Annotated in this window: 8 protein-coding genes; 5 read left to right on the forward strand and 3 right to left on the reverse strand. The window is 69.9% G+C overall.

All coding sequences use genetic code 11. The features are described 5' to 3' along the window. Positions 1-31: 31 nt before the first annotated feature. A complete protein-coding gene (locus tag JT723_RS15790; protein WP_205045257.1) occupies positions 32-1,072 on the forward strand; it encodes an alanine racemase in 1,041 nt (346 codons plus the stop codon). On the opposite strand, the gene JT723_RS15795 is transcribed toward JT723_RS15790, so the two are convergent. Together JT723_RS15795 and JT723_RS15800 are read right to left on the reverse strand one after the other, a co-directional pair. After that, on the reverse strand, positions 1,060-2,628 hold the full coding sequence (locus JT723_RS15795) for a glycosyltransferase family 87 protein (RefSeq protein WP_372441317.1): 1,569 nt from the start codon (positions 2,626-2,628) through the stop codon (positions 1,060-1,062). The two genes, JT723_RS15790 and JT723_RS15795, sit on opposite strands and share 13 nt — an antisense overlap. A gap of 86 nt (positions 2,629-2,714) precedes the next feature. Beyond that, a complete protein-coding gene (locus tag JT723_RS15800) occupies positions 2,715-5,465 on the reverse strand; it encodes a transglycosylase domain-containing protein (protein ID WP_205045258.1) in 2,751 nt (916 codons plus the stop codon). Positions 5,466-5,814: 349 nt separating this feature from the next. Between JT723_RS15800 and JT723_RS15805 the strand changes: the two genes are divergently transcribed. The 3 genes from JT723_RS15805 to JT723_RS15815 all read left to right on the forward strand — a co-directional run bounded on the left by JT723_RS15805 (position 5,815) and on the right by JT723_RS15815 (position 8,984). Continuing rightward, positions 5,815-6,459 carry a PadR family transcriptional regulator gene (locus JT723_RS15805; protein ID WP_205045259.1) on the forward strand — a complete coding sequence of 215 codons (645 nt, stop codon included), beginning with the start codon at positions 5,815-5,817 and terminating at the stop codon, positions 6,457-6,459. Positions 6,460-6,482: 23 nt separating this feature from the next. Further along, positions 6,483-7,565 (forward strand): inositol-3-phosphate synthase, encoded by a 1,083-nt coding sequence (locus tag JT723_RS15810; protein ID WP_205045260.1) that lies wholly within the window; start codon positions 6,483-6,485, stop codon positions 7,563-7,565. 111 nt (positions 7,566-7,676) lie between these two features. Next, a complete protein-coding gene (locus JT723_RS15815) occupies positions 7,677-8,984 on the forward strand; it encodes an MFS transporter (protein WP_205045261.1) in 1,308 nt (435 codons plus the stop codon). 40 nt (positions 8,985-9,024) lie between these two features. On the opposite strand, the gene JT723_RS15820 is transcribed toward JT723_RS15815, so the two are convergent. Further along, the gene (locus JT723_RS15820; protein WP_205045262.1) at positions 9,025-10,494 is read right to left on the reverse strand and encodes a CCA tRNA nucleotidyltransferase; all 1,470 of its coding nucleotides are present in this window, start codon (positions 10,492-10,494) and stop codon (positions 9,025-9,027) included. Positions 10,495-10,671: 177 nt separating this feature from the next. Here JT723_RS15820 and JT723_RS15825 point away from each other — a divergent pair, with 177 nt between their 5' ends. Next, on the forward strand, positions 10,672-12,996 hold the full coding sequence (locus tag JT723_RS15825) for a DUF6049 family protein (RefSeq protein WP_205045263.1): 2,325 nt from the start codon (positions 10,672-10,674) through the stop codon (positions 12,994-12,996).

The raw sequence follows: 12,996 nt of genomic DNA on the forward strand, positions 1-12,996 counted from the left end.
GCCGACGCTCACCAGGAAGGTCCCCCAGGCCATGGCGCTCACCCTGTATGTCGACACCGCACGCTGGCGTGCCCACCAGCAGCAGGTGGCCGACCAGTTCCCCGGACTCGTACCGGTCTGCAAGGGGAACGGCTACGGCTTCGGCCATGAGCGGCTGGCCGACGAGGCCACCCGGCTGCGCTCCGACATGCTCGCCGTGGGCACCACGTACGAAGCCGCCAGGATCAAGGACTTCTTCGGCGGCGACATCCTCGTGCTGACCCCCTACCGGCTCGGTGAGGAGCCGGTGCCGCTGCCGGACCGGGCGATCCGCTCGGTGTCCTCGGTGGAGGGGGTGCGCGGGCTGGTCGGCGCCCGGGTCGTCATCGAGGTGATGAGCTCGATGCGGCGGCACGGCGTGGCCGAGGAGGACCTGGGCAAGCTGCACACCGCGATCGACGACGTACGCCTGGAGGGCTTCGCGATCCACCTGCCGCTGGACCGCACCGACGGCAGCGACGCGGTGGAGGAGGTCTTCGCCTGGATGGAGCGGCTGCGCGCGGCCAGGCTGCCGCTGCACACGATGTTCGTCAGCCATCTGAAGGCCACCGAGCAGGCGGCGCTCCAGCAGCAGTTCCCGCAGACCAGGTTCCGGGCCAGGATCGGCACCCGGATGTGGCTCGGCGACCACGACGCGACCGAGTACCGCGGCGCCGTCCTGGACGTGACGCGGATCGCGAAGGGCGAGCGGTACGGCTACCGGCAGGAGAAGGCCGCCGACAACGGCCACCTGGTGGTGGTGGCCGGCGGCACCTCGCACGGCGTGGGCCTGGAGGCCCCCAAGGCGCTGCACGGCCTGATGCCGCGCGCCAAGGGCGTTGCCAGGGCGGGCCTGGCGACCGTCAACCGCAACCTGTCGCCGTTCGTGTGGGCGGGCAAGCAGCGGTGGTTCGCCGAGCCGCCGCACATGCAGGTCTCGATCCTCTTCCTGCCCGGCGACGTGGCGCCGCCGGCGGTCGGTGACGAGCTGGTGGCGCACCTGCGGCACACCACCACCCAGTTCGACCGGATCGTGGACCGTCAGGCCTCGTAGGGCGGCTCGGGCTCCGCGGGAGCCGCGTCGGCCGCAGGTCCGGCCGGGTACGGCTGCCCGGCCGGGTAGGGCTGCTCCGCCGGATAGGGCTGCCCCGGCTCCTCCTCGGCCAGGAAGCCGAGGACGAAGGCGTCCTCCGCCCCGTCCAGCACACCGCCCGCCGGGTCGTCCTCGCCGCCCTGCCGCAGCACGTCGTGCTCGGGGCGCAGCACGTCCCTGACCACCACCGCGCACAGGTAGAGCACACCGGCCAGGTGCAGCGCGATCGCCAGGTGGTAGCCGTCGGCGGACAGGCCGTGGTGCTTGGTGCCGCCGTTGACGTAGGCCAGCTGCATCCAGATCGCGATGAAGTAGAGCACCTCGGCGCCCTGCCAGACCAGCAGGTCGCGCCAGCGGGGCCGGGCCAGCACGGCAAGCGGCAGCAGCCACAGGACGTACTGCGGCGAGTAGACCTTGTTGCTGACGATGAGCGCGGCGACCACCAGGAAGGCGATCTGGCCCAGCCGCGGCCGGCGGGGCGCGTAGAAGGTCAGGGCGGCGATGCCCGCGCACAGCAGGATCAGCAGGGCGGCGGCGTACGCGCTGACACCGGTGAGCGGGTTGCCGGTGCGCTGCATGATGATCAGCCACACCGAGCCGTAGTCGACGCCCCGGGTGCGGCTGTAGGTGTAGAACTCCTCCCAGCCGGACCTGGCCAGCAGGATCACCGGCAGGTTGACCACCAGCCAGGCGCCGACCGCCGCGGCCAGCGTCGTACCGAAGGCCCGCATCCTGCCCGCCCGCAGGCACAGCAGGCCCAGCGCCAGCAGCAGCAGAACGGGGTAGAGCTTGGCGGCAGCGGCCAGGCCGATCAGCGCACCGGCGGCCGCCGGCCGGCTGCGGGACCACATCAGCAGGCCCGCGGCGGCCAGCGCGACGGCGAAGAGGTCCCAGTTGACCGTCGCGGACAGCGCGAGCGCGGGGGACAGGGCGATGAACAGCCCGTCCCAGGGCCGCCGCCGGTTGGTGCGCGAGACGAGCACCACCAGGGCGATCGCGCAGAGCAGCAGCATGCCCGAGTTCACGACCCAGTAGATCTGCGACCGGTGCTGCATGCTGCCGCCGTGCGGGGTCAGCCAGGAGGCGACCTCCATGAAGAGCCCGGTGAGGACCGGGTACTCCAGGTGGTGGAAGCCGCTGCCGGACAGCGATCCGGGGATGCTGTCGAAGTACGGCACCACGTCCGAGGCGAAACCGCGGTCGTGGTAGAGGTGCGGGATGTCGGAGTAGCAGGCGTGGATGTACTGCGGGTCGCCGCCCTGGAACCAGGCGCCGTTGTAGCAGGGCACCTTCTGCACCATGCCGAGCGCGAACATCCCGATGACGACGAGAACCATCACCCGCAGGGCGTTCCACCAGCGGTGTCCGCCGGCCTCGGCGTGTTTGCCGGCCGGGCCGCCGATGAGTTCGCTGGCCGTGGCGGCCATGGGGTCCTCGTCGGTGGGGCGCACCGGCCGCGCCGGAAGCTCCGGGAGCTCCTGCCTGCCGTCCTCTTCGCGATCGCGCACGCTCGTCATGCCGACATCCTGCCGTACGGGACTGTGGGTGCAGCAGACCCCGTGGCGGTCGTATGTGTCCCGACCGCCACGGGGTCCTGTGCGGCTCAGCCGCCGCTGCCCGGTCCTCCGTTGCCTCCGCCGTTGGTACGGCCCGGTGGGCCGGTGGTCGGGGTCGACGTCGGAGTCGTCGGCGGGGTCGTGTTGTTGCAGTTCGGGTTGAGCCACCCGCACTGCGGTGGTGTGGGTGTGTCGGTCGGAGCCGTGGGCGGCTCGGTCGTCGGGGTGTTCGTCGGCGGGGTGAAGGTGGGCGTGTCGGTGGGCGTCGGTGCCCCCGTGGTCGGCGGCGGCGCGGTCATCGACGGCGTCGGCGTGGGTGCGCCGGCCTCGTTGATCGGCTTGCCGTCGCCGATCTTGCCCGGGGTCGGGAAGCCGGGGTCGGGCAGGTTGCCCAGGGCCAGCTTCATGTAGTCGGTCCACATGGTCGCCGGGATGTCACCACCGTGGGTGGTCGACGAGGGACCGCCGGTACCGGCCATCGGCAGCAGCTTGGACGCCTTGCTGTCCTGCCGGAACATCACGACCGAGGTCGACAGCTGCTGGGTGTAGCCGACGAACCACGCCGACCGCGTACCGCCCGGGGTGTCGGTGGTGCCGGTCTTGCCCGCCGCGGTGCGGCCCAGCTCCAGCGCCTTGGTACCCGTACCCTTCTTGACCACGTTCTCCAGCACCTTGGTGACGGTGTTCGCCACGTCGGGGTCCATCGCCCGGGCCTTGGTGCGCTTGGGCTTCTGGAAGTGCGAGTCGTCGTCGCCGTCGTGGACGACCTTGGTCACCGAGTAGGGCTCCACCGCCTCGCCGGAGTCGGCGAAGGTGCCGTAGGCGTTCGCCATCCGGATCGCGCTGGGTGTCGCGGTGCCGATGGAGTACGAGGCGACCAGGTCGCCCATGTGGGCGTAGTCGGGAAGCAGCCCGGCATTGGTGGCCATCTTCTTGACGTTCTGCAGGCCGACGTCCTCGCCGAGCTGGACGAAGGGGGAGTTGATGGACTGCTCCATCGCCTTGTTCAGCGTGACGTAGCCCCACTTGGTGCCGGACTCGTTCTTCTGCTTGAAGATGCTGTGGTCCTTGGTCTCGACCCAGTTGCCGTTGTGGTCCTTGATCGGGATCAGGTCGTTGGCGTTGTACTTGCTGTCCGGTGTCAGCGGTTTGCCGTCGCTGTAGTTGGTGCCGTAGGTCATGGCCGCGGCGAGCACGAACGGCTTGAAGGTAGAGCCGACCGGGACACCCTGGGTGTCGGCGTTGTTGTTGAACTCGCCCTTGTCCATGCCCGCGCCACCGTAGATCGCGACGATCTTGCCGTCGCCGGGGACGACGGAGGCGGCACCGAACTGGACGTTGGTGTCGGCGTCGCCGCCGAACTCCTTCTTCTGGTCACCGGTGTACATGTGACCCTTGCCCGGCTGGATGCGCTGCGCCCGGACCTTCTCCACCGAGGTCTTCAGATAGTTGACCTTGTCCTTCTCGAAGGTCGTGTAGATCTGGTAGCCGCCGCGCTCCAGGTCCTCCTTGGTGATCTTGGGATTGGAGTGCTGCTCGACGTAGAGGTTCGCGGTGTCGACCAGGTAGCCGATCTGGCCGCTCATCCCGGCCTGCGCCTTGAGGCCCTGGGGCATGGGGAACTTCTTGTACGTCGCCCGCTCGGCGGCCGACATGTGGCCGAACCTGACCTCGTTGTCCAGGATCGAGGCCCAGCGGGACGTGGCCCGCGCGGTGTTGGCCTCGGGTGTCGCGGACGAGTCGATGCTCTTGTTGCCGTTGGGGTCGTAGTACGTCGGCCCCTTGAGCAGAGCGGCGAGGAAGGCGCACTGGCTGGGGTTCAGCTTCTCCGCGTCGACGCCGTAGTACGTCTGCGCGGCCGCCTGGATGCCGTAGGCGCTGCGGCCGAAGTATGAGGTGTTGAGGTAGCCGGTGATGATGTCGTTCTTGCTGACCTTGGCACCGACCTTTATGGAGATGAACAGCTCCTTGAACTTGCGGCTGATCGTCTGCGACTGGTCGAGCATGGTGTTCTTGACGTACTGCTGGGTGATCGTCGAGCCGCCCTGCGTCTCGCCGCCCTTGGCCATGTTGAACAGCGCCCGGGCGATACCCATCGGGTCGACGCCCGAGTCGGTCTCGAAGGTCTTGTTCTCCGCGGAGATCACCGCGTAGCGCATGGCCTTGGGGATCTTCTCGTACGGGATGTTCTGCCGGTTGACACTGCCGCCGCCGGTGACCATGCGGGTGCCGTCGGCCCAGTAGTAGACGTTGTTCTGGGCTATGGCCGCCTTGTTCTCGTCCGGGATGTCGACCATCGCGTAGGCGATGCCGACGATGCCGACGAGCGTGCCCACGAAGCCCACGAAGATCGCGGTGACCTGCCGCCAGGAGGGCATCCAGTGGCGCCAGCCCTCCTTGCCGTAGCGCGGGTAGTCGATGAAGCGCTTCTTGGCCGGTCGCCGCCCGGGACCGCGGCCGCTACGGCCCGCGGGGCCGTCGCCACCGGGACCGCCGGGACCACCGCCGCCTCTGCGCCTGCCGCCGCCGCCCCGCCCCTGGGCCGCGCGGCGGGCCGCCGCTCTGCCCTGGTACGGCTCGCCGCCGCCGGAACTGCCGGCCGCGGAGGACGAGCCGCCGTGGCCCCCGCTGGGGGAGCCGGTCGGTGTATCGCGTCCGCTACGTGCGCCGGCAGGGGGGCCGCCTGCGGCCCGGCGGCCGCCGGACGGCGGGGGCGTCGGCTGCTGTCCCCCGCGCCGGGCGGCAGCACGGCCGCCGGCAGGCGACTGCGGCGGCGGCTTGCGACGGTGCTCGCTCATGAACAGCTACTCCTCGACAGGCGGGATCGCCTGAAGGCATCGGTGACAATCCGGTCGGTCCCCCTGCATGCGGCTGTGTCAGGCCGCACCGCACCCAGGATCAAGACGCGCGCCGACGGCGCGGGGTTCCCGGTGCTCTGCATGGCGAACAGAGTACGCACGGCCAAAAGACACATGATGCGAACGTTCATCACATAACGGACGGTTGACGGCTCACAGGTTTGAGGATGTGACGCCGGTCACCACCAGTCGTCTTGCATGATGTCTCAGGCCGTTCTATCGTCGCGATGTATCGACTCGATACATCGGATCGAAAGAAGCGTGAACGAGGGGACGAGGGGACGAGGGATTGAGCAAGCGCTCCGGAATCCTCGAATTCGCGGTTCTCGGTCTGCTGCGCGAGTCACCTATGCACGGGTACGAGCTGCGCAAGCGGCTCAACACCTCGCTCGGGGTCTTCCGCGCCTTCAGCTACGGGAGTCTGTATCCCTGCCTGAAGACGCTGGTCGGCCTCGGGTGGCTGGTCGAGGAACCGGCGGTGGACCTCGGTCCGCCGGCCGCGCCCCTGGCCGGCCGCCGGGCGAAGATCGTCTACCGGCTGACTGCCGCGGGCAAGGAGCACTTTGAGGAGCTGCTGGCGCACTCGGGTCCCGACGCCTGGGAGGACGAGCACTTCGCCGCCCGCTTCGCCTTCTTCGGCCAGACGTCCAAGGACGTCAGGATGCGGGTGCTCGAGGGGCGGCGCAGCCGCCTGGAAGAGCGCCTGGAGAAGATGCGCGCCTCACTGGCCCGCACCCGCGAGCGCCTCGACGACTACACGCTGGAGCTGCAACGGCACGGCATGGAGTCGGTCGAGCGTGAGGTCCGATGGCTCAACGAGCTGATCGAGACCGAGCGGGCCGGACGGGCGGAGCGCCCGGCCGACGGGCCGGACGACAACGACAACACCAACCAAGAGAACGGCGGCCGACCCGAAGCCCGGGGAACCGCGTGACGATTACACAGGGAGCAACGGGTATGGGTTCGGTTCGCGTAGCCATCGTGGGCGTGGGCAACTGCGCCACGTCGCTGGTGCAGGGTGTCGAGTACTACAAGGACGCCGACCCGGACAGCAAGGTGCCTGGTCTCATGCACGTGCAGTTCGGCGACTACCACGTGCGTGACGTCGAGTTCGTGGCAGCCTTCGATGTCGACGCGAAGAAGGTCGGCCTCGACATCGCGGACGCCATCGGCGCCAGCGAGAACAACACCATCAAGATCTGCGACGTCCCGCAGACCGGCGTGACCGTGCAGCGCGGCCACACCCTCGACGGCCTCGGCAAGTACTACCGGGAGACCATCGAGGAGTCCGACGAGGCCCCGGTCGACGTCGTCCAGGTGCTCAAGGACCGCAAGGTCGACGTGCTGGTCTGCTACCTGCCCGTCGGCTCCGAGGACGCGGCGAAGTTCTACGCCCAGTGCGCAATCGACGCCAAGGTCGCCTTCGTCAACGCCCTCCCGGTCTTCATCGCCGGCACCAAGGAGTGGGCGGACAAGTTCACCGAGGCCGGTGTGCCGATCGTCGGTGACGACATCAAGTCCCAGGTGGGCGCCACCATCACGCACCGCGTGATGGCCAAGCTCTTCGAGGACCGCGGTGTCGTCCTCGAGCGCACCATGCAGCTGAACGTCGGCGGCAACATGGACTTCAAGAACATGCTGGAGCGCGAGCGCCTGGAGTCCAAGAAGATCTCCAAGACGCAGGCCGTCACCTCGCAGATCCCGGACCGCGACCTGGGCTCGAAGAACGTCCACATCGGCCCGTCCGACTACGTCCAGTGGCTCGACGACCGCAAGTGGGCCTACGTCCGCCTCGAGGGCCGCGCCTTCGGTGACGTCCCGCTGAACCTGGAGTACAAGCTGGAGGTCTGGGACTCCCCGAACTCCGCCGGCGTCATCATCGACGCGGTGCGTGCCGCGAAGATCGCCAAGGACCGCGGCATCGGCGGCCCGATCCTGTCGGCGTCCTCGTACTTCATGAAGTCCCCGCCGGTGCAGTACTTCGACGACGAGGCCCGCGAGAACGTGGAGAAGTTCATCCGCGGCGAGGTCGAGCGCTGAAGCGCCGACCGGCTGAGCGGTACTGAGGCGCGAAGGCGCCGGTGGACGGAATAACGCGGAAGGCCCCGGGTCGCATGCCCGGGGCCTTCCGCGTCGTGTGAGGCTGTGCGCATGGGCCTTCCGCGCGATCTTCGCGTCCTGTTGCGGCTGCCGGACTTCCGGCGGCTGCTGGGCGTACGCCTGCTCTCCCAACTGTCCGACGGCGTCTTCCAGGTCGCGCTGGCCGCCTATGTCGTCTTCTCACCCGAGAAGCAGGCCTCGCCGGAAGCGGTGGCGTCCGCCATGGCCGTGCTGCTGCTGCCCTATTCACTGGTCGGCCCCTTCACCGGGGTGCTGCTCGACCGCTGGCGGCGCCGCCAGGTGCTGCTCTACTGCAACCTGCTGCGTGCCGTGCTGTCCTGCGGCACCGCGGCACTGATCCTGCTGCGGGTGCCGGACTGGCTGTTCTATCTGTCCGCCCTGTCGGTGACCGCCGTCAACCGCTTCGTGCTGGCCGGGCTGTCCGCCGCGCTGCCGCGGGTGGTCGACCAGGACCGGCTGGTGACCGCCAACGCCCTCTCGCCGACCGCGGGCACCCTGGCCGCGACCGTGGGCGGCGGAGCCGCCTTCGTGGTGCACCTCTTCGCCGCCGAGGGGGACGCGGCCAACGCCGCCACCGTGCTGCTCGGCGCCCTGCTCTATCTGTGCGCGGGACTGGCCGCGCTGACGCTGGGCCGCGACCTGCTCGGCCCCGACCCCGCCCGGGTACGCCCGCGCTTCGCCGCCGCACTGGCCGGCACCGCCCAGGGGCTGCACGCCGGACTGCGGCACCTGCGCCGCCGGCCCGCCGCCGCCCGGGCGATGACCGCGATGACGGCGATGCGCTTCTGCTTCGGCGCCCTGACGGTGACGCTGCTGATGCTGTGCCGCTATGCGTGGTCCGACCCGGCCGACGCCGATGCCGGGCTCGGGCTGCTGGGTCTCGCGGTGGGCCTGTCGGCGGGCGGCTTCTTCGTGGCGGCGCTCGTCACGCCCTGGGCCACCGCCCGGGTCGGCACCGCCGGCTGGATCACGGTGTGCTCGGCCGCCTCGGCGGTGCTGCTGCCGCCGCTGGCCCTGACCTTCAGCGTCGGCCCGATGATGTTCGCCGCCTTCGCACTGGGGATCACCACCCAGGGCGCCAAGATCGCCACCGACACGGTCGTGCAGTCCCACGTGGACGACGCCTACCGGGGGCGGGTCTTCTCGCTCTACGACGTCGTCTTCAACGTGGCCTTCGTCGGCGCCGCGGCCGTCGCGGCACTGGTCCTGCCTGCCGACGGGCGCTCGGCCGGGCTGGTCGTGGCGCTGGCCCTGATCTACGCGGCCACCGCGGTCGGGATACTGCGGGAGCGCGATGTTTCACGTGGAACATCGCACGCCGGCACCCCGACCGGGTGACGTCGGCAGGCGCGCCCCGGGTGATGTTCCACGTGAAACATCACCCGGCGGACTGCGCCGCCCACCACTGCGTCAGGGCCTCGGTCGCGGCCTCCTCGCCCAGCGGGCCGTTCTCCAGCCGCAGCTCCAGCAGGTGCTGGTAGGCCTTGCCCACCACCGGCCCCGGCCCGATCCCCAGCACCGTCATGATCTGGTTGCCGTCCAGGTCGGGCCGGATCGCGTCCAGCTCCTCCTGCTCCTGCAGCTCGGCGATCCGCCGCTCCAGGCCGTCGTAGGTCCGCGACAGCGCCGCCGCCTTGCGCTTGTTGCGGGTCGTGCAGTCCGACCGGGTCAGCTTGTGCAGCCGCTCCAGCAGCGGGCCGGCGTCCCGCACGTAGCGGCGCACCGCCGAGTCGGTCCACTCGCCGCTGCCGTAGCCGTGGAAGCGCAGATGCAGCTCGACCAGCCGGGAGACGTCCTTGACCAGCTCGCCCGGGTACTTCAGCTGCAGCATCCGCGCCTTGGTCTGCTTGGCGCCGACGATCTCGTGGTGGTGGAAGGAGACCCGGCCGTCCGCCTCGAAGCGCCGGGTCCTGGGCTTGCCGATGTCGTGCAGCAGCGCGGCCAGCCGCAGCACCAGGTCGGGACCCTCGGTCTCCAGGTCGATGGCCTGCTCCAGCACCGTCAGGGTGTGCTCGTAGACGTCCTTGTGCCGGAAGTGCTCGTCACGCTCCAGCCGCAGCGCCGACAGCTCGGGCAGTACCCGGTCGGCGAGCCCGGTCTCGACCAGCAGCCGCAGCCCCTTGCGCGGGTGGTCGGACAGGACCAGCTTGTTCAGCTCGTCCCGCACCCGCTCGGCCGAGACGATGTCGATCCGGTCGGCCATCGCAGTCATCGCCTGGACCACCTCGGGGGCGACCTCGAAGTCCAGCTGCGCGGCAAAGCGGGCCGCCCGCAGCATCCGCAGCGGGTCGTCGGAGAAGGACGACTCGGGGGAGCCGGGGGTACGCAGCAGCCGGGCCGCGAGGTCGTCCAGGCCGCCGTAGGGGTCGATGAAGTCGTTGCCCGGCAGGCCCACCGCCATCGAGTTCACCGTGAAGTCCCGGCGGACCAGGTCCTCCTCGATGGTGTCGCCGTAGGACACCTCCGGCTTGCGCGAGGTCCGGTCGTAGGCCTCACTGCGGTAGGTGGTCACCTCGATCTGGAAGCTGCGCACCCGGCCCTCGGTGTCCTGGGCCTTCTTCATGCCGCCGACGGTGCCGAAGGCGATACCGACCTCCCACACCGAGTCCGCCCACGGCCGCAGGATCTTCAGGACCTGCTCGGGGTGCGCGTCGGTGGTGAAGTCCAGATCATTGCCGAGCCGGCCCAGCAGGGTGTCGCGGACGGACCCGCCGACCAGGGCGAGGGCGAACCCCGCAGACCGGAAGCGGTGGCCCAGCTCCTCGGCGACGGGCTCGACCCGGTGATGGGCCGCCCCTCCGGCTGGCGAGGGCTGCGGGGTCTGAGCGGCATCGTTGGCATTCGGCACAACGTAAAAGGGTACGGGTCCGCGGCCACCGCCCGCGCACGCGTTTCACGGCCTTGTACCAAGGAGCAGTCCGCAGCACTCCGACACAGCGCCGATCGTTAACATGCGAGCACGCACATCCGATGGACCACCGGCGACAGACGATCAGCTACACACACGACGAGGACGGGCGAACGCGTGGGCGAGGCGGCACAGTCACCCGGGAAACCCCCGTCCCCGGCCCGACGCCGGGCTGTACGGGCCGTCGCACTGGTGACGGGGGCCACGCTGCTCACCGGACTCCTGCAGGCGACGGGGGCGGCACCCTCCCAGGCCGCGGCCGGCAGCGGCTCGCGTACGGCCGCGGTCTCGGTGAATTCGCTCACCCCGCGCATCCCCGCCAAGGGCGACACCCTCACGATCTCCGGCCAGGTGGAGAACGACGGCAAGTCCGCCATCACCGGGGCCCACGTGGGCCTGCGGATGCCCTGGGGCGGCGCGATGAGCACCCGCAGCTCCATCAAGAGCGCCGCCTCGCGCACCGGCTACACCAACGCCGACGACGGCGACGAGATCCCCGGCCACACCGCCGCGGTCGCCGACATCCCGGCCGGCGGGCACGTGTCGTACACCCTCACCGTCCCGGTGTCCGCGCTGGACCTGACCGACGACGGCGTCTACCAGCTGGGCGTGACGCTGGACGGCAGGACGAAGGCCGACCCGACCACGCATGTGCTCGGCATCAAGCGGACCTTCCTGCCCTGGTACGGCGACGCGGTCACCAGCAGCACCAAGCCGACCAGGATCAACTACCTGTGGCCGCTCACCGACCGGTCGCACATCGCCCCGCGCGGCGACACCGACTCCCAGGTCAGCCCGATCTTCATGGACGACGAGCTGGCCACGGAGCTGGCTCCCGGCGGCCGGCTGCGGCAGATGATCGACCTGGCCAGGAATCTGCCGGTGACCTGGGTCATCGACCCCGACCTGCTTGCCACCGTGGAGTTCATGACCAAGGGCTACCGGGTCGCGGGACCGGGCGGCGACGTCTCCAAGACCACACCGGGCACCGGCGGCGCCGTGGCCAAGCAGTGGCTGAACGACCTCAAGACCGCCGTGGCCGGCGAGCAGATCATCGCGCTGCCCTTCGGCGACACCGACATCGCCTCCCTCGCGCACCACGGCAAGAGCGTCCCCGGTGCCCTCAGCCACCTCAAGACCGGTGTCGCCCTCGGGCTGACCACCACCCAGACCATCTTCGGCGGCACCCAGACCGGCGACGTGGCCTGGCCGGTCGACGGCGCCATCGACCCGTCCGTCGTCTCTGTGGCGCGCTCCGGCGGCGCCAAGCGGATCATCGCCCGCAGCGACACCTTCCGCGAGGGCGACGGCCTCAACTACACCCCGAACGCGGCCCGGCCGATCGGCGGCGGCACCACCGCCGTGGTCGCCGACGCGACGCTGTCCACCGCCTTCAGCGGCACCCTGGGCAACCAGGAGCAGACCAATCTCGCCGTGCAGAGCTTCATCGCGCAGACCCTCATGATCACCATGGAGGCGCCGGAGAAGCAGCGCACCGTGGTGGTCGCCCCGCAGCGGATGCCCACCGCCGCACAGGCACAGGCGATGGCAGAGGCCATCCACGACACCACGGACGCCACCAAGGCGCCCTGGATCACCCCGGTGACCTTCGACGAGGCCGCCAAGACCCACCCCGACCCGCGCGCCAACCGCAAGGTGCCGTCGGCCAAGAGCTATCCCAACAGCCTGCGCAAGCAGGAGCTGCCCGCCGACGCCTTCGAGCAGATCGAGCAGACCCAGAACGGCCTGAACAAGTTCGTGGTGATCCTCACCCAGCAGAACCGGGTGACCGTTCCGTTCAGGAACGCGGTGCTGCGCTCGATGTCCAACGGCTGGCGCGGCAACCCCGGCGGCCAGAAGGTCTACCGGGACGCGATCGGGCTCTATCTGACCGACCTGATCGACTCGGTGTACATCATCCAGAAGAGCGCGCTGACCCTGTCCGGGCGCAGCGGCACGATTCCGGTCACCGTGAAGAACGAGCTGGGCCAGCCGGTGAAGGGCCTGGTGCTGCACCTGGAGTCGGGCGCGAACATCCGGCTGGAGATCAAGGACGCCGACCAGCCGATCGCGATCGAGGGCGGCCACACCCGTACCCTGAAGTTCCAGACCACCGCCAGCGCCAACGGCACGGTCCAGGTGACCGCCCAGCTCTACACCGAGAACAAGGGGCCGTACGGCGGCGCCCAGGTCTTCGACGTCCACATCAACAAGGTCACCGACCTGGTGATGCTCATCATCGGGGCCGGCCTGCTGCTGCTGGTGCTGGCGGGCGTGCGGATCTACCGGCAGCGCAAGCGGCGGGGCAGCGGGGGCGACGGCGGGGACGAGGGGGACGACGAGACGGACGGTACGGACTCCGGGCAGCCGGGTGACCCTGCCGCTGACACCGGGCAGGAAAGCCAGGAGCAGTCCCCGACAGGTGAGAAAGTGGACGGGTAG

This window comes from Actinacidiphila bryophytorum, assembly GCF_016916835.1.
Taxonomy (GTDB): Bacteria; Actinomycetota; Actinomycetes; order Streptomycetales; family Streptomycetaceae; genus Actinacidiphila; species Actinacidiphila bryophytorum.

Bases quoted from the DNA above. Each gene is read 5' to 3' on its own strand.
- JT723_RS15790 (WP_205045257.1), top strand. From the start codon at position 32: ATGGCGCTCACCCTGTATGTCGACACCGCACGCTGGCGTGCCCACCAG.
- JT723_RS15810 (WP_205045260.1), top strand. From the start codon at position 6,483: ATGGGTTCGGTTCGCGTAGCCATCGTGGGCGTGGGCAACTGCGCCACG.
- JT723_RS15815 (WP_205045261.1), top strand. From the start codon at position 7,677: ATGGGCCTTCCGCGCGATCTTCGCGTCCTGTTGCGGCTGCCGGACTTC.
- JT723_RS15800 (WP_205045258.1), bottom strand. From the start codon at position 5,465: ATGAGCGAGCACCGTCGCAAGCCGCCGCCGCAGTCGCCTGCCGGCGGC.
- JT723_RS15795 (WP_372441317.1), bottom strand. From the start codon at position 2,628: ATGACGAGCGTGCGCGATCGCGAAGAGGACGGCAGGCAGGAGCTCCCG.